The sequence below is a fragment of the Oscillospiraceae bacterium NTUH-002-81 genome, assembly GCA_032620915.1.
Taxonomy (GTDB): domain Bacteria; phylum Bacillota; class Clostridia; order Lachnospirales; family Lachnospiraceae; genus JAGTTR01.
The window spans coordinates 1725353-1744490 of record CP136052.1; the positions used below are offsets into that span (position 1 = coordinate 1725353).

Genomic DNA, 19138 nt, shown 5'->3' on the forward strand with positions numbered 1-19138 from the left:
AAGCATGGTTGAAATGATACAGCTTGCGAGCCGGGAAGAATGGCTGAAGAACCGGCAACGGATCGGCGGCAGTGATGCATCGGCCATTGTGGGGATGAACCCCTACCGGAGCAATGTTGACCTTTGGAAGATCAAGACCGGCCATCTGGCTGCGGAGGATATTTCTGAAAAGCCGTATGTAAAGTACGGCACACAGTCGGAGCTGCATCTGCGGAATCTGTTTGCACTGGATTTCCCGGAATATCAGGTTTTTTATGTGGAAAACAACATGTGGCTGAATGATAAATATCCATTCGCTCATGCATCCTTAGATGGCTGGCTGGTAGATCAGAAAGGGCGCAAGGGAATTCTGGAAATCAAAACCACGGAAATTCTGCAATCCATGCAGAAAGAGAAATGGAACCACCGGATCCCGGACAATTACTATATCCAGCTGTTGCACTACCTGCTGGTAACGGAATTTGAATTCGCGGATCTGAAAGCCCAGCTGAAATATGATTTCGGCGGCGAGGTATTTTTGCAGACCAGACACTACCACATCGAGCGGAATGAGGTGGAGGAAGACATCAAGTATCTGGAAGCTGCGGAGCGAAAGTTCTGGCAGCAGGTACAAAGAAAAGAGCAACCGGCGCTGATCTTGCCGGAAATATAAAGTTGCATTTTGGCAATGAAAAGGAGGAAGAAGTAAATGGAGTTAAGAGTGGAAGAGTATCAGCTCCCACAGAAAATCAGTTTTAACTTTGAAGAGCTGAAAGCGGAGCTGCAGGAAAAGACCCAGCACTATGAGACGATGGTTTACACGGACGACCAGATCAAGGAGGCAAAGGCCGACCGGGCGAACCTGAACCGGCTGAAAAAAGCCCTGAATGATGAGCGTATCCGCCGGGAAAAGGAATATCTGGCACCCCTTTGATGCTTTCAAGAAGCAGGTCAATGAGGTGATTGCCATCGTGGACAAGCCCATCAATGCCATTGACCGGCAGGTGAAGGAGTACGAGGAAAAGAAGAAAGAGGACAAGCTGGAGGCGATTCATGAATTTTTCGATTCCTGCGAAGATATCCCGGAATGGCTGCATCTGGAAAAGTTTTTTGATTCCCGCTGGCTGAATGCATCCGTCTCCATGAAATCCATTCAGGAGACCATCACCGACAAGGTGGCGCAGATCAAAACAGACCTTGCCACGCTTGCTAATCTGCCGGAATTCGGCTATGAGGCGCAGCAGGTATATATTTCTACCCTGGACATCAACAAGGCCCTTGCAGAGGGACAGAGAATGTCACAGATACAGAAGCAGAAAGCGGCATACGAGGCGGAGCAGGCCAGAAAGCGGGAAGAGGAAGCTCGGCTGAAGCAGGAGGCGGAATTTGCAAAGCACATGAACCCGCCTGCGGAGGAACCGGCGGCAGCAGAGCCGGAGAAGGAAGCTGTTGCAGCTGCTGAACCGGCAAAGACCTGGGTAAGCTTCCGGGCGCACATGACCACAGAGGACGCGCTGGCCCTTCGGGATTTCTTCCAGAACCGGGGCATTGAGTTTGAAGCGATTTGAGAAAGGATGGGTGTAAAAGATGGCAGTACAGAACAGTTTAGCAAAGCAGAACCGGCGCCTGGGTATCACAGCATATCTGACACAGGACGCTGTGAAGAACCAGATCAACCAGGTGATCAGCGGGAAGAACGGCACAAGGTTCATTTCCTCCGTGGTGTCGGCGGTCAATAATAACCCGGCGCTGCAGGAGTGCACGAACCAAAGTATCTTATCCGCGGCGCTCCTGGGGGAATCCCTGAATCTTTCGCCGTCCCCGCAGCTGGGGCAGTATTACATGGTTCCTTTCAATGACAAGAACAAGGGTAAGGTGGCGCAGTTCCAGCTGGGATATAAGGGTTATATTCAGCTGGCGATCCGCTCCGGCCAGTACAAGAAACTGAATGTCCTGGGCATCAAGGAAGGGGAGCTGATCCGGTTTGATCCTCTGAATGAGGAAATCGTGGTGAAGCTGATAGAAGATGAAGAGGCCCGGGAGCAGGCCCCTACGATTGGATACTACGCCATGTTTGAGTATACCAACGGTTTCCGCAAGGCAATGTATTGGAGCCGCCGGAAGATGGAGGCCCACGCTCTGAAGTATTCCAAGGGCTACCAGGCGAAAAAGGGGTATACCTTCTGGGAGAAAGATTTTGACGGAATGGCCTACAAGACCATGCTTCGGCAGCTTATCAGTAAGTGGGGAATCATGAGCATTGACATGATTTCGGCCATGGATGCAGATATGGCGGTGATCAATGAGGACGGCACGAAGGATTACGTGGACAATGACGATTCTATCATTGACATGGAACCGGAGCAGCCGCAACAGGAACCGACACAGGCCGCAGAGGCACCGCAGGATGCAGCGGCGGCGCTGTTTGGAAATTAGAAATCTACCATATAGCCTGAAACATGGCTATATGGGGCAAATAGAAAGGATGTGATGTTCAATGGAAAAGATATGCCCTGGATGTGGGAAGATAAAGTCTTTCTTATTTTCGTGGGAAAAGCTTTGCTATACATGCAACAAAGAAAAGGAACTGAAGGAAATACAGAAAGCAATCAGAAATGGTGAAGATCCCGGCACATGTTCTTCAGATTATGTGATTTGTCCATATTGCGGAAATGAAATTGAAACAAATTATGAATATGAAGATTTCCCTGAACTTTATAAAGAAGGTGACCATGAAATAGAATGCCCTGAATGTGAAAAAACGTTCATCATGGAAACTTCAATTTCATATTACTACGAAACAAGAAAGGCGGAAGAAGATGAATAAATGGGTGGGCATCGGGAGATTGGTTGCTGATCCTGAAGTGAGATATTCCCAGGGTGAAAATGCTATCTGCATTGCACGGTATCGGTTGGCAGTGAACAGGAGATTCAAAAGGGACAATGAGCCGGAAGCGGATTTCATTTCGTGTGTGACATTCGGCAAGAATGGTGAATTTGCAGAAAAGTATCTTCACAAGGGTATGAAGATTGCTGTTTCTGGAAGAATTCAGACCGGATCATATACAGACAAGGACGGTGTGAAGCACTACACTACAGACATTGTTGTAGAAGAACACGACTTTTGTGAAAGTAAAGGAACCAGCGGCCGTAACGATGCAGGCCCGGCACCCACACCGGCGCCAGAGGTCGGGGACGGTTTTATGTCCATCCCTGACGGCATAGACGAGGAATTACCATTTACATAAAAAAGGAGGAATTGACATGCAGCACATCAATTTAGAGCAGTTTGCGGGTGGCGCCTTTACGGCCCAGATCAACCGGGAACTGAAGAAGGTGGCGGAGAACATCCAGGATCCCAACACGGACGCCACTGCCAAGCGGAAGATCACGGTGGTGATGGAGTTTAAGCCGAACGAAGCCCGGGATTTTGTAACCACAGGCGTACAGGCTAAGGCAACCCTGGCACCGGCGCTTGGTGCAGTGACAGCTTTTAATGTCGGCACAGACCTGAAGACCGGAGAGGTGCAGGCCGCAGAGATCGGAAAGCAGCTTCCGGGCCAGATGGCTATGGTGCTGGAAGATACCGGCGATGAAGAGGACCCTATGGTTCGGACAGTGGATCCATCTACTGGTGAGATTTACGAGACACCGGCCAGCAACGTCATCGACTTGAGAAAGACCAGACAGGCATAAATGAAAGGAGAAGAAAGACATGGAAGGATTAAAGCAGGCATTTGAGTACATTGCGGCACTGAAAGAGGCATCCATGGAACCGAAGCCCATCAAAATCAACGGGGATATCTATTGTGAGAAGTCCCTTAAGCGCTACCACAGTTTTCCCACTGCCGTAGAGCTGCGCGTGAATACACTGACCGCTGTTGTGGATTACATCAAAGGGAAGCGAGAGGAGCTGCGGGAAACCATGATCCTGCATGTGGTGAGCCCCACACAGGTAAGACTGTACTCCGGTCTTATTGATGAGCGCATCCGGGAGGATTTGCTGAGAGCCGATGCCATTGTGAACGAGTTTGTATTTGACCATTACTACATCCAGGAGCGCTTCCTGATTGAGCTGCAGGCGAACTTCCTGGAAACAGATGACCTGCGGACCATCATGCAGGTGGCCGGAAATATTAAGACCGGAACCACAGCGAACTATTCCGATGATGGCATTTCCCAGAAAACTACCGTCAAGATGGGCGTGGAGCTGAACGATGTCATTGTCCCGAACCCGGTTAAGCTGCGGCCTTATCGGACGTTTGCAGAGGTTGAGCAGCCGGAAAGCGCGTATGTGTTCCGTATCCAGGACACCGACAAGGGCCCGCAGTTTAAGCTGGTAGAGGCCGATGGAGGTCTGTGGAAGAATGCAACCATGAAGAAGATCAAGGAGTACCTGGAATTTGAACTGGAAGGCTTGCTGGAAGAGTGCCACATCACAATCCTGGCATAAGCTTCCGGGGAAGGATGTCTGATATGAAGATTGAATTCACGATACCATTAACACCGAGGACAAAGAAGAACAGCCAGCAGATCATTACAGTGAATGGTCGTTCAATGATTATTCCGAGCAAGGCGTACAAGCAGTATGAAAAGGACTGCAGACCGTTTCTGCCGTCTGTGGCGTCCATTAACAGCCCGGTAAATGTAAAGGCCATTTACTATATGCCTACCCACAGAAAAGTGGATCTGTGCAACCTGCACGAGGCCCTGTGTGATGTCCTTGTTCGCCACGGTGTGGTATGTGACGATAACGCAAAGATCATAGCAGCAATGGACGGTTCGAGGGTTGAGTATGACAAGCTCAACCCTCGAACCGAAGTGACAATTACAGAATTTACAGAATAGGAAGGTAGTGATCCCGTGGGGCGTGGAGCGCCGAACAAGAAGGGACTGGACTATTTTCCGAAGATGGTCGATTTTTACGAAGACGACCGGATTTTTGATTTACTGGACCGTTACGGCCCACTGGGTGTGACCGTGTATGACTGCATACTCTGTATTGTGTATGCACACGGATACTACGCAGAGATCCCCTTGGATAAGCTATCGAAAATGATCGTTAAGATGATCGGGAACAAGTGGGTGAAGAATAACAAGGCTGTCGTGCAAGTGGTGCACTTCTGCTCTGAGATAGGTCTCCTTAATGATGACCTCATGACGGAAAACATCATCACCTCTGCTGGTATACAGAAGCGCTATTACGAGATAGCAGTAAAGCGCCTGCGAAGACAGCCCCATACGGATAAATATTGGCTTCTCGGAAAAGAAGAAAACGTGGAGCCTTTATTAAATGTACCCTTAAATCAAATTTCTTCGGGAAATAAACGAATTAATGCGGAAGAAATTCAAAATAATTCCGCAAAAAGTACCCTAAAAGAAAAGGTAAAAGAAAAAGATATATATATGGGCCCTCCGGGAGGTGAAAACGCTTTTCGGGATCCCGGCCTTGAAAATGCATTCCAGCTTTTTGTGGCCTGCCGGGTGAAGAAGTACGGGCCAATGACACCGGAGCAGATTACCGCCCTGCGGAATGACCTGATGGCAATGGCAACGACGGATGCTGAACGGCTGGCTATTGTAAATAAATCTGTTGCCGGTGGCTGGAAGAACTTCTATCCGGTGAGCAAGAAATCCGGGAAGAAGCAGGGAACAGAGAAACCAGCAAACCGTTTTATCAACTTTGATCAACGCAGCTATGATTTTGAGAAACTGGAGAAGCAGCTGCTGGGCATTGATGAGAAGAAACAAGGGGAGGAATGATATGGATGAATGCAAAGGGATATTTGATGCAGGTGAAGAAACTGGACAGGATGATCCAGAACAAAAAAGCAGAGCTGGAAATGTGGCACTCCATAGCCACCGGGACAGGCAGCAAAGCCGACGGGGAACGGGTGCAGTCTTCCGGTAGCCAGCAGAAGATGGAGGATGCCGTGGTTAAGAGCGTGCAGGTGGAATGGGAGATATCGGACCTGATTGAAAGAAAGAGCCAGATCATCAACACCATTGAGCAGCTGCCGACAGAAGAGTACGATCTCCTGCACCAGAAGTACATCCAGTATTTTGATCTGGTGGCCATTGCCAAGAAAAGAGGTAAGTCCTATTCCTGGGCAACCACTGTTCACGGCCAGGCCCTGAAGCACCTGCAGGCGATCCTGGACGCGAGAGGGGAAGAAGAATGAAGGGGAAAAGAAACCAGAAGGAAAGAGATCAGATGATGCAGGAAATTCACGACCGGAAAGAAGGGCAATATGATGATTACATCAAGCACAAGAATCCGGCAGCAGAGGCGAACTTCCGACGGCCTGCATATGCCTACACGAGGCAGGAGAAAAAGTGATGGAAGGATATGGTGTGCCGGTATTTGTAACGGCAATGATTGTATTTTATGCAGTACTGGCAGTGATCGGTCTGCACCAGTGGAGGAAAGAACGCGTGTATAAAAAGCTTGCGATGCATTGCATCGGCCTGGATCGGAAAAAGCTGTATACCAGGCACGGAAGAAAGTATTACCGGCCTTACAGGAATTGTTTTGCAACCGGCCGGGAGCATGAAAACTGGGACAAGATGGTGGCTGCGGGATATGCGGAGCGTGATTCAGAACAGAACCAGCACGGCGGGTATACATATCACCTGACAGAGGATGGCCGGAAGTGGCTGGGGGATGCGCTGGGTGTGTGCATTTTGGATGAATGGGAGTGAAATGAAGTGATAAATGGAGAACTGCTGGTTGACAATTTCGCGGGCGGCGGCGGTGCATCTACAGGCATCGAAATGGCAACGGGATACAGTGTTGATATAGCTATCAACCATGATCCGGAAGCAATTAGAATGCATAAAGCCAATCATCCCAATACCAAACATTATTGTGAGGATGTCTGGCAGGTGGATCCAGTTAAGGTCTGTGGGGGTCATCCTGTAGCATTGGCATGGTTTTCGCCGGATTGCAAACATTTCAGTAAGGCTAAAGGTGGAAAACCTAAGGACAAATTTATCCGCGGTCTGGCATGGGTAGCATGCAGATGGGCTGGGCTTGTTCGACCAAGAGTAATAATGCTGGAAAATGTGGGGGAATTTAAAACCTGGGGACCGCTGAATCGCAGTCACAGACCGATTAAGGCCAAGCAGGGCGTGACATTCAGGCGGTTTGTTCAGCAGTTGGAGGAGTTGGGCTATGAAGTACAGTTCCGGGAACTGGTGGCTGCTGACTATGGAGCGCCGACCATGCGGAAGAGATTCTTTCTGATTGCCCGGTGCGACGGTCAGTCGATTACGTGGCCGGAACCTACGCATGGACCGACGGACAGCGAAGCAGTTAAGGCTGGTTTGCTTAAACCCTACGTTGGGGCGTATACGCAGATAGATTTTAGTAAGCCATGCCCGTCAATTTTTGATACGTCAGAGGAAATAAAAGAAAAATACGGTATCCGAGCAGTGAGGCCACTGGCTCCGAAAACGATGGATCGGATAGCCAGAGGGTTGAAAAAATTTGTGCTGGATAATCCGGAGCCGTTCGTCGTTTGGAATGAGATGGGAGACGTGAAGAACCCGTACATAGTGATGATTGGTCAGAATGGATTTATCAAAGATAGAAGCAAAGATGTAAAAGATCCACTCACTACGATTGTAAGCAAGAATGAACACTGCTTGATAGAGCCAAAGCTGGCACCATGTATCATGTGTAATAATGAGAACAACTCCGGGGCGCACGTAGAGAGCCCGCTCCCGACCATTACAACGGGGAACCGAAATTTCGTGGTGTCGCCGATGCTGATACAGTACCATTCCGAGACAACCAAAGATGAAACGCGGGGACAGACAATCTCAGAACCAATCATGACTGTAGATGCTTCCAACAGATATGGTCTGGCTATGCCATTTCTTAGTAAGTTTTATAAGTCTGGCACTGGACAAGATTTAAGGGAGCCGTTGCATACTGTAACCACGTCACCGGGACACTTCGGGGAAGTCAGGGTATTTCTGGCGAAATATTATGGACAGGGAACCGGACAGGATATCAGAGAACCTTTGGATACAGTTACATCCAAGGATAGATTTGGACTTGTGACTGTTTATGGTGTGGATTATCAAATTGTAGATATCGGACTTCGAATGTTAGAACCGAAGGAGCTATACGGTTGCCAGGGGTTTCCTGAAGATTACATAATCGATCACGATTGTACTGGGAAGGTTTACAGTCGGAGTGAACAGGTTAAACGATGCGGAAATGCTGTGTGTCCGCCAATACCTGCGGCATTGGTCAAGGCAAATTTACCAGAGCTGTGCGTTGCACAGAGAACAGGGAATATCGTGATAAAAGAGGAGGACACGGGGCAGTTAAGACTTGCATGATAATCGTGTTTGAAAATTGAGAAAGGTGTTTAGAAAAAAATGAGCGTGTTATGGTTTTTAATTCTCTATAACGCATGGAAAAGTGGAATAGAAATTTCAGATATGGCGTTTTTGATGACTTCGATTTTCTATGTCGGGGATTGCATACTTATTATGTCGGGAAAAATGAAAGGGTGAGGAGAAGATGGCAATTAAGCCTATTTTGTTTAATGGAGAGATGGTTCGAGCGATTCTGGACGGGCGAAAGATTTGCACCAGGCGATTGGTTAAGCATAATGTTGATGCGGTGTTGAACAGTCCATATCACATGGAGCATCCAGAGACGGAGGACGTATGGCTTATAAAAAGACTGTGTAGAGCTCCGTATGATCCAGGAGATATTCTGTATGTTAGGGAGACGTGGGATTGGGATCCGGATAATGAGGTAGCAAAAACTTATTATTATAAAGCAGACGGGGATTTAAGACCGGAGGGATATAAAGGAATGGGCTGGTTGCCATCCATCCACATGCCGAAAGAAGCGGCGAGAATCTGGTTAAAGGTGACGGATGTCAGAGTGGAACGGCTGCAAGATATCACGGCAGAGCAGATCTTGAAAGAAGGTATCGGGCTGACGCAGGATATGATTGAAAGTGTGAAAGAAATGAAAGAACACTGTGATATACCATTCGCAGCTACGTGGAATCATACTCTTAAAAAATCCGATCTTGACCGTTATGGATGGGCCGCGAATCCGTGGGTATGGGTTATCGAATTTGAGCGTTGTGAGAAACCAAAGGAGGCAGAGTGAGTGAAGGATAAAGAGTGCCTGACCTGCGAAAAGGTCATTGACTGTCCGGGAAAGAGAGAGGGAGTGAAGGAATGCTTATTTTACAAGCCGAGGAAGAAAGAGACGTAAGGGCGGAGGAATCGGAGCAGATCAAAGCGGCAAAGCGGCGGCTCTTGCTGTCCATGGTCGAAGCCGGGAAGAGAAAGGCATTTATGGCCAGCGTGCTGCACGTAGATGTGGAGGAGCTGGACGAAATGATAAAGGCTGCGAGGATGGAGGCGTACAACAAAAAACACAATCTGGGAGATCAGCTGCTCTTTGAATGGGATCAGATGCACAGGGCTTACGTAAGATACCGGCAGAAACATCCGAAAAAAAGTTCGGAAAATTGTATGTGATTGTATATAGGTTGTATATATTTGTATGTACGTTGACCTTGACGCACGATTTCGGGCGTTTTATAATATAATTATCAAATTGTAGCTAAGGCTTCGCTGTTATCCATTTCGGCGGGGGCCTTTTTCCTTGCCCCTGCGGGTGTTCCTCCCGTTTCAGATTCATGTATATGCCATCTGCAGGGCCTTTGATAAAGAGACACAGGCAGTCCTCCGGGGCTGCTTTTCTTATGCAACAAAACCGACAAAGACAAGAGGTGGTGATGATGGCCAGAGCGCCGGATAAAAGAATAGAGCAGGCAAAAGAGATGTACCTGCAGGGGCAGAAGTTGGTTGAGATTGCAAGTCAACTAAACCTGCCGGAGGGGACGGTCCGGCGCTGGAAGTGCACGCACAAGTGGGAAAACGAACGTTCGGGTAATAAAAACGAGCGTTCGAAAAAACGGAAAAGGGGTGCGCAGCCTGGCAATAAGAACAGCCATGGAGGACCGCCGGGGAATAAAAAGGCGGAGAAGTATGGATTCTTCTCCAAGTACCTCCCAGATGAAACCAGAGAGATTTTTCATGCCATTGAAGACGCCGACCCGTTGGATCTTCTATGGCACCAGATCCAGATTGCGTATGCAGCCATCATTCGGGCGCAGCGGATTGCCTATGTGAAAGATCAGCAGGATAAGACGGTGGAGAAGGTTGAGGAGAAAAAAGGCAAAGTGAGCGGGGAACGCTGGGAGGTGCAGGAGGCATGGGACAAGCAGGCAAGTTTCATGAAGGCCCAGGCCCGTGCTCAAGGAGAATTGCGCAGCATGATCAAGCAGTATGACGAGATGCTGCATAAGGACTGGGAAGCTGCTTCGGAAGAGCAGAAGAGCCGGATCGCACAGCTTAAGGCACAGACTGATAAGCTTACCGGCAATAATTCCGAGGTTGAGGACATGAGCGAAATCGAGGGGGATATTTATGGTGGTGAACAATAGGTATACCTCCAAAAAGACCATATCTTTCCGCTTTTCGGACAAGCATAAGGAGTACATCAGGAAGTGCGAGCGCTGCATGTTCAATGTGGCCGAGGGCGCGGTGCGTGCTGGCAAGACGGTGGACAATATCTTCGCTTTTGCCCATGAACTGAAAACTACGCCGGACAGGATCCATCTGGCAACAGGTTCCACAGTGGCCAACGCCAAGCTGAATATTGGTGACTGCAATGGTATGGGCCTGGAGTGGATTTTTTTCGTGGGCAATGCCACTGGGGCAAGTACAAAGATAACGAGGCTTTGTTTGTTAAGGGCCCGGCAACCAGGTGGTGCCAGCGGATTGTGATCTTCGCCGGAGCTGCCAAGGCGGACAGTTACAAAAAAATCCGAGGCAACTCTTATGGTATGTGGATTGCCACGGAGATCAATTTGCACCATGTGGATACGATCAAGGAGGCTATGAACCGGCAGCTGGCTGCCAGGCGGTTGAAAATATTCTGGGATTTAAACCCGGACAATCCGCGGGCACCGATCTATTCGGAGTACATTGACAAGTACCAGAAACAGCAGGAAGCCGGGAGTTTTCCTGGTGGATACAATTACATGCACTGTACGATCTACGACAATGTCAATATCCCGCCGGAGCGGTTGCGGGAAATAGAAAGCAGGTATGACGTCAATTCCATCTGGTACATGCGGGACATCAAGGGAATGCGCGTTGTGGCCAACGGCCTGATATACCGCCGGTTCGCGGATGCGATCAGCACGGGAAATAACAGTTTTGCAATAAAAACCAAACCGGTTGATCTCATGGAAATTATCTTGGGCATTGACTTCGGCGGCAGCGGTTCCGGTCATTCATTCACGGCCACGGCCATCACGCGAGGTTACCAGAAAGTGATCGCCCTGGCATCGGAGTGGATTGCCTGCAAAGATGAGGCCGGAAACCAGATAGAGATCGATCCAGAGATGCTGGGAATTCTGTTTTGTAATTTCTGCCAGCGGATTCTGGGCCAATATGGCTATATCACGATTGTGTATGCGGACAGCGCAGAGCAGACGCTGATTGCCGGTATCCGTAGCAGCCTGCGGAAGAATGGCCTGTCATGGGTGCGGGTAGAGAATGCTATGAAAACAGAGATTAACGACCGGATCAATGCAACAGCGATCCTGATGGCACAGGGGCGTTTTGGGTATGTCGAGGGACAGTGCGATAGCTTGGTAAATGCTTTATGTACGGCTGTGTGGGATCCGAAAGAACTGACAAAAAACGTCCGTTTGGACGATGGAACCAGCGACATTGATTCGCTGGATAGTTTTGAATATACGTTTGAGCGGCAAATCAGTCAGCTCATCAGGTACGGGTAGGTGATGGTGATGAAATATACAACAATGTATCAGGCAATCAAGAAGGTTCTGGATAAAGACGAACAGATTGATTATGCGATGTCGGGAGATACGGCGGCGCTGATCGAATTGTGGTCGAGGGTTTATGCAGGGCAGGCGCCATGGCTTGATAAGACAACGGACAGCGCAGGTATTGCGGCGTCAGTGTCAATGGAGATCGCCAGATTGGTGACGCTGGAGATGCAGAGCAAAGTCGAGGGCAGTGGCCGGGCCTCTTATCTGGATAAAACTTACCAGAGCGTACTTGGAAAACTCAGGGTGCAGACAGAATATGCTTTTGCAAAGGGCAATATGGCTTTTAAACCATATGTAACTCCGAGTGGTATTTCTGTTCAGTACATACAGGCAGACCACTTCTTTCCCCTGTCATTTGATACGGAGCAGATCACAGATTGCGCATTCCTGGATCAGTTCAGGCGAGGGGATGAGATCTACAGCCGGATTGAACGGCATACACTGCGAGGCAGGCAGCTGATTATCCGAAACAAGGCATTTATGTCCAGGACAGATGGTGTGCTGGGCAGTGAGGTGCAGATCGGGAGCGTGCCAAAGTGGTCGGAGTTGTCGGCGGAAATGCGGGTTGATGGTGTCAGCAAGCTGCCTTTTGGGTATTTTGCGGTGCCCATCGGTAATGACAGGGATCCGGCCAGTCCGCTGGGGGTATCGGTGTTTTCCCGAGCTCTTGAAAAGATCAGGGAGGCAGATAAGAGATATTCACAGATCAACTGGGAATATGCCTCCAAAGAGACCGCGGTGCATATCGCACAGAGCCTGCTGAAATACCGAAAGGATACAGATGCCTTTGAGTATCCGGGCGGCAAGGACCGGCTGTACCGTGCGGTGGAATACAATGCCGGGGCAACAGATAAGCCTTACATGGATGTGTTTTCACCGGAAATCCGTGATGCGTCCTTTTACAACGGTTGGAATCATCAGCTTCGCTCCATCGAATTTGACTGCAATCTGGCCTATGGTACGCTGTCTGATCCGAATAATACGGACAAGACGGCAGAGGAGATCAAGGCAAGTAAGCAGCGGTCGTACTCCTTCGTGCAGAGCTGCCAGACGGCGCTGCAGAGAGCGTTGGAAGATCTGGTGGATGCAACAGCCTTCTGGTGCGATATTTACAGCCTGTGCCCGGCTGGCACTTATCATACGTCCTTTGTCTGGGACGACAGCATTGTGGTTGACACGGAAAAAGAACGGGCGACAGATCGAGCTGATGTGGCCATGGGCGCCATGTCCTTGGTAGAGTACCGCATGAAATGGTATGGTGAAACCGAAGAACAGGCAAAAGCCGCCGTGCAGCGGCCAGAAGAGACGGTGGTTGAATGACCCAGGGAGAAATTGAAAAGCTGGCATTAAAAACCGGCAATATCTTTTCACAGCTGGAAATGAGGATCATGACAGACATTGTCCGGCGGATCCGGGAGAATGGATTTTCGACAGCCTCTGCTGATCGTCAGATTATGCTTATGCAGAAGCTGGGAGAATCAGAGGAAAGCATAAAGGCCTGGATCAAAGAGGCGCTTAAAGCCTCGGATGAGGAAATGGATCGCATTTTTTCGGATGAAGTGTATAGGCAATACTATGGCTTTGATCGGGCGTATAAAGTCAAAGGATTTCAGCAGATTCCGTTGGAGGACAATGTGGAGCTGCAGCAACTGATAGGGGCAGTAAAGAAACAGCTCTCCGGGGAATATGAAAATCTTGCGGCATCCATGGGATTTGCTGTCAGGAACCCACAGACTGGCAGGCTGCAATATCCCAAACTGATGGAATACTATAGAACCACCATGGATAATGCCATATCCGACATCCAGTCCGGTGCTTTTGATTACGGCACTGTCCTGCAGCGTACCGTCAACCAGATGACCGCTTCCGGCGTCCGGTGGGTTGACTATGATTCGGGTGTACACCGTCGCATTGATGTGGCTGCCAGAATGGCCGTGCTGACTGGTTTCCGGCAGGTGCAGGGCAAGATTAATGAGCAGGTGGCGGCGCAGCTTGGTACAGATACCTATGAGGTGACCTATCACGTGGGGGCCCGTCCTACGCATCAGCCCTGGCAGGGGCGGGTATGGAGCATGCGGGAGCTGATCGACGTCTGCGGACTTGGAACCGTGACAGGGCTTAAAGGGGCAAACTGTTACCATGATTACAACGCTTTTATCCCTGGCGTATCCGCCCGAACATACACGGATGAGCAGCTGGAGGAGATGATGGCCGAAGAGAATCGGCCAAAGATGTACGCCGGGAAGGACTACACCACATACGAGGCGCTACAGCAACAGCGTAAGATGGAGCGGAATATGCGGGCTACCCGCCAGCAGGTCAAGCTTCTGGAAGAGGGCGGCGCCGATGAGATGGCCGTTATTATAAAAAAGGCCAGATATCAGGGGCAGATGCAGAACTATGTGGATTTTTCTCAGCGAATGGGACTACCCCAGCAAAAGCAGAGAATCACGCAGGATGGGCTGCGTGGAAGATTTACACCGATAAAGACAGAACTTGAAAAAATGGCACCTTCGACATTGAAAAACGCGGTAGGGCAGGATATAATCGAAGTTAAGAGAGCTACGCTAATTGCGGAACCGAACAGCATTACCCAGGTGACGAAAAAGAAGGGCGGAATTGAAAGAAATTATTATGATCAAAATGGCAGACAATACAAGCAGGTCAGCAATAATAATCATGGGAATGCTAAAATGCATCCCTATGGCAAAAACGGAGAACATGCACATGATTATGTGTATGAAGAAGGAAAACTGATTGACCGTCCAACCAGGGAGCTGACAGAGGACGAAAGAAAGGAGAACGAGGATATATTATGACAGCAAAAGATTTAAGAGATAGAATCGAGAGTTTATGTACACACGTTCTGTTTGAATATAATGAAAAAGAGTGCGGCGTGGATCCATTTAATGCGAAACACTTTGATGTGTGGTGCGGAGATGATTTCATGGAAGCACACAGTATTGATGAAGTGATGAAAACTCCTTTCTTTGACGGGAAGGCTTTGGAGGATATTGTTGATTTACTTGAGAATGTTGAGGGGATGTAAATGTGTATAGCCCTGATTTCGTTTTGTGTCCATTGGTAGATACAGAAATTGAAATGTTGATTGTATTGAAAATTCGGATGCAGTAGATGGAATCCTGCGAAAGGATACAATACCGGAAAAATTCAAGAAAAAGCCGGATTGGGAGAAAATATGTGAAAGATGTAAATGGCATGGATATTGTTACCATCAGTCAATGGGCTGGTGGTATTTTTATGTTTATTTTTAGAAAGGATAGATGTTATATGGATGTACAGAGAAAACCTACAATAGCAGATACGGAGCTGGAGTTTTCGCTTTCTTTGCAGGGGTTATGCTATCTGGTAAAGAATTTTACTGAGGATGATATATACATCGGTTTTGTAGCCGGGGAAGACAAGACAACGAGAGCCCTGGTGCCGGCGGAGACGGCACAGGTATTTGAAGGTCAGATGATAACTGGCAGTATCATGTACGTGTTGCCGGCGGCAACGTCGGAAAAAGGAGTTGAAGTGCAATGTTTGAGGTGGTAGGACAGGACATCATTTCAGGCAACATGGGGTTTATCGGCACAGATTCAGACAGGTTGTATCGCATGGGGGCAGCAGAGAAAACGGAAGATGTCACCGTCAATGGAAATCCTGCCGTTCTGGACAATGCCACCGGAAAACCGTTCAAGGCTTTGCGCATCTACGGCAGGAGCGAGCAGATGACAACCACAGGGGCGCAGCTGTTTGATGCGGCCTCTATTAAAAAAAACAACAAGATTCAAGTAGAAATTAGTGATAACTCGTATACAATACAAATGACAACAACCATCAATGAAAGCGGAAGCTCTTCAAATAAGGTTTATATAGCAATACAGCATGTCATTGAAGGTGATTTTTCCGGGAAAACAGTGACACTGTCTTATGATGGCGTAAATAGTGATGTGCCAAATGAAAAGTATGTTATAGGGCTAATGTACGATACTGATGATGGAAGAACACATTATCTAAGCTTACAAAAAGATATGTCAAAATCAATTTCTGTAACGCTTCCTGAAAACACGACAAATCTAACGCTAAGACTGTTTATAACTGAAGTTACATCACAAACAGTTCCAGCCGGAACTTATACAGTCACAATACAGGGTGTCATGCTAACAGAAGGTAGCGAAAAAAAAGACTGGGAGCCTTACACAGGCAGGATCCCGTCCCCATCACCGGATTATCCGCAGGAGATTCAGAGTGCAGGTGATAATGGAAATCTCAGTGTCATTGTAAAAAATCCTGATAATGAGCAGATGCAATCCGTGTCTTTCTCAACACCCAATGGTCTTCCTGGTATTCTAGTCTCGGCAGGTGGTAACTATACTGATGAGACTGGTCAGCAGTGGATCTGCGATGAGGTGGATCTCGGACGGGAAGTGTATGTGCAGAGGGTAAAAGTGATACACATAGACATAACACGATACACTCAGAGCGAAAACGGTGGCAGCCATTGGTATGTGAGATATGAGATATATGATAGCATGTTAAATAGTCGTGGACAAAAAGCCTTTGAAAGCATAATGTGCACAACGATGCAGGTTGTTCCGCAAAATAAAGAGACAGCGTATAGTTATCCCATTGTTGCACCGTATGGACACGCAGACAGAGTAGAATTACGATTCAGGGCACCGAAAAACCTGTATACAACAATACAGGATTTTCAAGATATAATCACGGGCGCTGAAATAAGATATCCGCTTGCCACTCCCATCGAAACCCCACTCACTGCCGATGAGATTGCGGCCTACAAGTCCTTGCGATCTTACCGAGGTACTACGATTGTGGAGGCGGAAGATAAGGCGGGGATATCAGTAACTTATAAGCGCAATGCAAAGGCAGCCGAGAAAGAGGTAAATATCTTGCACGCCGATTTGATGGCGGAAATGGAGGAATTAGATGAGAACAGCGAGATTGTGTAAATTACTGATTACCAACGACCGGTATACTTACGATGATATGTATGCCAAGCTCGATTTGTTTCTGATGCTGAATCGGATCACGGAAGAGGAATACGTGGAGTTGACCGGGCTGCTGGTGGGTACAGAAGCTTCTAAGGGCAGCATAGTAGATGATGTGGGGTGATTCAAAGATATATAGTCACAAAAGACATTGATATGCTGGCACCTCCGTGGCTGGCGGAATATACAAGGCGGCGGTCAGGTACTATCCGGTACACGAACAGAGATGGCCACGCAGAAGTGAAGGGGGTGAGGATCGGAGATGAATTGGCACAGATCGGAGACACGGTCGTGTACGACGGCAAGAGGTTATCCATAGAGAGGCGGTGATCCACATATCTCGGAACTGTCCGTTAAACAGTGAAGCGGCACGCAGCACTATGCTGGGTGTTATTTTTTATGCATTTTGGCGTGGCTGCCGGAAAAGCCAACTTTCAGGTAGAGGGCGACCTACCGAAAAAAGCCGAGAAAGGAAGAACAATATGATTTTAAAAACGGAAACATTAAGAGAAAAGGGATTGACCCAGGAACAGGTTGATTTTGTCATGGCCGAAGTGGGGAAAGAAGTCAATGCGATTACCGCGGAGCGCGATGGTTATAAAGCACAGCTGAATACCGCGCAGGCATCCCTGAAAGCGATGGAGGGCATTGACGCAGCTGGTCTTCAGACCAAGATTGGCGAGTTAACAACCCAGCTGAGCGGTAAAGATGCAGAGATCGAGCAGATCAAGGCAGACTACGCCTTTGACGCATCCGTCAAAGAGGCTATCCGGAAGGCTTCTGGACGGAATGAGAAAGCCATTATGGCACTGCTGGATGTAGATACCCTGAAAGCATCTAAAAATCAGGCCCAGGATATCGAAACGGCACTTGCGAACCTGAAGAAGGACAATGATTATTTGTTCCAGGCTGCCGGTACCGTGCCGAGAGTAGTGTCTGTTACCTCTGGAATCAACCCTGATGCGCAGACTAAAAAAGAGCAGGCCAATGAGGCATTAAGAAGCTTTTTCGGAAAAGGAGAGTAAAGAATGGCAGTGAATATTACAAACAGAGCCGACGTGGAGGCTTTAATCCGCGAACAGATTGTATCTACTATTTTTCAGGACGCTCCCAAGCAGTCCGTGTTTATGGGCATGGCAAGAAAGCTGCCCAACATGACAAGCAAGCAGACCAGAATCCGGGTACTGGATTTCCTGCCTACCGCATACTGGGTGGATGGAGATACCGGCATGAAGCAGACCACCCGCCAGGCATGGGATAACGTATACCTGACTGCAGGTGAACTGGCTGTAATCGTGCCGATCCCGGAATCCGTGTTTGATGATGCGGAGATGGACATCATGGGAGAGATCACTCCGAGAGTGAATGAGGCCATCGGTCAGAAGGTGGACGCAGCCATTATCTTCGGTGACAATCGCCCGAGGGAGTGGCAGGCAGATATCATCACTCTGGCAAGACAGGCGGGCAATAACGTGGCTCCGGCCAGCGGAAAAGATTACTATGACCTGACACTGGGAGAAAATGGTGTGTTTGCCAAGGTCGAGAATGACGGCTATGCAGTTACTGGGGCAATCGCTCCGATGACCTTCAAGTCCAAGCTGCGTGGACTGCGGGATGCAAACAAACAGCCGATCTTCATGCACAGCATGCAGGATTCCACTCGGTACACACTGGACGGTGTGCCTATCCAGTTCCCGGAAAACGGTTCCTTCATGGGAAATATTGCGCAGCTGGTTGTGGGCAACTTCTCTCAGGCAGTCTACGCAATCCGCCAGGATATTACCGTCAAGATTCTTGACCAGGGTGTTATCCAGGATCCCGTCAGCAAGGAAATTGAGTACAACCTGGCACAGCAGGATATGATTGCGCTGCGTGTCGTGTTCCGCATGGGCTGGGCGCTGCCGAACCCGGCAACCCGCCTCAACGAGGATCGTACCGGATGCGCATTCGCATATCTGGAACCGGGTACACCGGTAGTAACCCAGGCGGTTACCTTTACTGTGACCGATGGAAAATCCGATAGCCCGACAAAATATGAGGATGTGCGCATCAACGTGGATGGAGCGATCCTGACAACGGATGCTAACGGCCAGGCAGTGTTTAACCTGCGGGCAGGTACTTATACCGCTAAGATCACTAAGAAGGGATTTGTGCCGGTGACAGAGACCATCGTGGTGGCTGCATCTGCCGTTGCCAAGGCAGTAACGCTGACCGCCCAGGAATAAGGAGCTGATT

General features: G+C 48.8%; 25 protein-coding genes and 1 pseudogene. All 26 read left to right on the forward strand.

The window, feature by feature from the left end; genetic code table 11:
• Positions 1 to 4 precede the first annotated feature (4 nt).
• The 26 genes and pseudogenes from RJD28_08230 (at position 5) to RJD28_08355 (ending at position 19128) form a co-directional block, all read left to right on the forward strand.
• Positions 5 to 652 carry a YqaJ viral recombinase family protein gene (locus RJD28_08230; GenBank protein WNV59437.1) on the forward strand — a complete coding sequence of 216 codons (648 nt, stop codon included), beginning with the start codon at positions 5 to 7 and terminating at the stop codon, positions 650 to 652.
• Between the two features lie 36 nt (positions 653 to 688).
• The gene (locus tag RJD28_08235) at positions 689 to 913 is read left to right on the forward strand and encodes a DUF1351 domain-containing protein (protein ID WNV59438.1); all 225 of its coding nucleotides are present in this window, start codon (positions 689 to 691) and stop codon (positions 911 to 913) included.
• The gene (locus RJD28_08240) at positions 867 to 1547 is read left to right on the forward strand and encodes a DUF1351 domain-containing protein (protein ID WNV59439.1); all 681 of its coding nucleotides are present in this window, start codon (positions 867 to 869) and stop codon (positions 1545 to 1547) included. The genes RJD28_08235 and RJD28_08240 overlap by 47 nt, the downstream gene beginning before the upstream one ends.
• 19 nt (positions 1548 to 1566) lie before the next feature.
• Positions 1567 to 2415 (forward strand): recombinase RecT, encoded by an 849-nt coding sequence (locus tag RJD28_08245; protein ID WNV59440.1) that lies wholly within the window; start codon positions 1567 to 1569, stop codon positions 2413 to 2415.
• A gap of 61 nt (positions 2416 to 2476) precedes the next feature.
• On the forward strand, positions 2477 to 2806 hold the full coding sequence (locus RJD28_08250) for a hypothetical protein (GenBank protein ID WNV59441.1): 330 nt from the start codon (positions 2477 to 2479) through the stop codon (positions 2804 to 2806).
• The gene (locus RJD28_08255) at positions 2799 to 3227 is read left to right on the forward strand and encodes a single-stranded DNA-binding protein (protein ID WNV59442.1); all 429 of its coding nucleotides are present in this window, start codon (positions 2799 to 2801) and stop codon (positions 3225 to 3227) included. Before RJD28_08250 ends, RJD28_08255 begins: the two co-directional genes overlap by 8 nt.
• Positions 3228 to 3243: 16 nt before the next feature.
• Complete coding sequence (locus RJD28_08260) at positions 3244 to 3675, forward strand: hypothetical protein (GenBank protein ID WNV59443.1); 432 nt, start codon at positions 3244 to 3246, stop codon at positions 3673 to 3675.
• 19 nt (positions 3676 to 3694) lie between these two features.
• Positions 3695 to 4432, forward strand: coding sequence for a hypothetical protein (locus RJD28_08265; protein ID WNV59444.1), 738 nt, complete (start codon positions 3695 to 3697; stop codon positions 4430 to 4432).
• 23 nt (positions 4433 to 4455) lie between these two features.
• Positions 4456 to 4827 (forward strand): RusA family crossover junction endodeoxyribonuclease, encoded by a 372-nt coding sequence (locus tag RJD28_08270; protein WNV59445.1) that lies wholly within the window; start codon positions 4456 to 4458, stop codon positions 4825 to 4827.
• 15 nt (positions 4828 to 4842) lie between these two features.
• Positions 4843 to 5742: a DUF4373 domain-containing protein gene (locus tag RJD28_08275; GenBank protein ID WNV59446.1), complete on the forward strand. Its 900-nt coding sequence runs from the start codon at positions 4843 to 4845 to the stop codon at positions 5740 to 5742.
• Positions 5743 to 5747: 5 nt separating this feature from the next.
• Complete coding sequence (locus tag RJD28_08280; protein WNV59447.1) at positions 5748 to 6161, forward strand: hypothetical protein; 414 nt, start codon at positions 5748 to 5750, stop codon at positions 6159 to 6161.
• Positions 6158 to 6319 carry a hypothetical protein gene (locus RJD28_08285; GenBank protein WNV59448.1) on the forward strand — a complete coding sequence of 54 codons (162 nt, stop codon included), beginning with the start codon at positions 6158 to 6160 and terminating at the stop codon, positions 6317 to 6319. The genes RJD28_08280 and RJD28_08285 overlap by 4 nt, the downstream gene beginning before the upstream one ends.
• Complete coding sequence (locus RJD28_08290; protein ID WNV59449.1) at positions 6319 to 6681, forward strand: hypothetical protein; 363 nt, start codon at positions 6319 to 6321, stop codon at positions 6679 to 6681. Before RJD28_08285 ends, RJD28_08290 begins: the two co-directional genes overlap by 1 nt.
• A 72-nt stretch (positions 6682 to 6753) precedes the next feature.
• Positions 6754 to 8331 (forward strand): DNA cytosine methyltransferase, encoded by a 1578-nt coding sequence (locus RJD28_08295; GenBank protein WNV59580.1) that lies wholly within the window; start codon positions 6754 to 6756, stop codon positions 8329 to 8331.
• A gap of 184 nt (positions 8332 to 8515) precedes the next feature.
• Entirely contained in the window at positions 8516 to 9121 is a 606-nt protein-coding gene (locus RJD28_08300; GenBank protein ID WNV59450.1) for a hypothetical protein, read from the forward strand.
• A gap of 71 nt (positions 9122 to 9192) precedes the next feature.
• The gene (locus RJD28_08305) at positions 9193 to 9498 is read left to right on the forward strand and encodes a hypothetical protein (protein WNV59451.1); all 306 of its coding nucleotides are present in this window, start codon (positions 9193 to 9195) and stop codon (positions 9496 to 9498) included.
• Between the two features lie 263 nt (positions 9499 to 9761).
• Positions 9762 to 10469, forward strand: coding sequence for a phage terminase small subunit (gene terS / locus RJD28_08310; protein WNV59581.1), 708 nt, complete (start codon positions 9762 to 9764; stop codon positions 10467 to 10469).
• Positions 10453 to 11834 (forward strand): annotated as a pseudogene (locus RJD28_08315) (PBSX family phage terminase large subunit). The gene terS and the pseudogene RJD28_08315 overlap by 17 nt, the downstream one beginning before the upstream one ends.
• Before the next feature lie 9 nt (positions 11835 to 11843).
• The gene (locus tag RJD28_08320; protein ID WNV59452.1) at positions 11844 to 13208 is read left to right on the forward strand and encodes a phage portal protein; all 1365 of its coding nucleotides are present in this window, start codon (positions 11844 to 11846) and stop codon (positions 13206 to 13208) included.
• The gene (locus tag RJD28_08325) at positions 13205 to 14707 is read left to right on the forward strand and encodes a phage minor capsid protein (protein ID WNV59453.1); all 1503 of its coding nucleotides are present in this window, start codon (positions 13205 to 13207) and stop codon (positions 14705 to 14707) included. The genes RJD28_08320 and RJD28_08325 overlap by 4 nt, the downstream gene beginning before the upstream one ends.
• Positions 14704 to 14937 (forward strand): hypothetical protein, encoded by a 234-nt coding sequence (locus RJD28_08330; protein ID WNV59454.1) that lies wholly within the window; start codon positions 14704 to 14706, stop codon positions 14935 to 14937. Before RJD28_08325 ends, RJD28_08330 begins: the two co-directional genes overlap by 4 nt.
• A gap of 152 nt (positions 14938 to 15089) precedes the next feature.
• On the forward strand, positions 15090 to 15446 hold the full coding sequence (locus RJD28_08335; GenBank protein ID WNV59455.1) for a hypothetical protein: 357 nt from the start codon (positions 15090 to 15092) through the stop codon (positions 15444 to 15446).
• A complete protein-coding gene (locus RJD28_08340) occupies positions 15431 to 16864 on the forward strand; it encodes a hypothetical protein (GenBank protein ID WNV59456.1) in 1434 nt (477 codons plus the stop codon). The genes RJD28_08335 and RJD28_08340 overlap by 16 nt, the downstream gene beginning before the upstream one ends.
• Positions 16842 to 17027: a hypothetical protein gene (locus RJD28_08345; GenBank protein ID WNV59457.1), complete on the forward strand. Its 186-nt coding sequence runs from the start codon at positions 16842 to 16844 to the stop codon at positions 17025 to 17027. Before RJD28_08340 ends, RJD28_08345 begins: the two co-directional genes overlap by 23 nt.
• 358 nt (positions 17028 to 17385) lie before the next feature.
• On the forward strand, positions 17386 to 17928 hold the full coding sequence (locus RJD28_08350; GenBank protein WNV59458.1) for a phage scaffolding protein: 543 nt from the start codon (positions 17386 to 17388) through the stop codon (positions 17926 to 17928).
• Between the two features lie 3 nt (positions 17929 to 17931).
• Positions 17932 to 19128, forward strand: a complete 1197-nt coding sequence (locus RJD28_08355) for a phage major capsid protein (GenBank protein WNV59459.1) — start codon at positions 17932 to 17934, stop codon at positions 19126 to 19128.
• Positions 19129 to 19138: the final 10 nt, after the last annotated feature.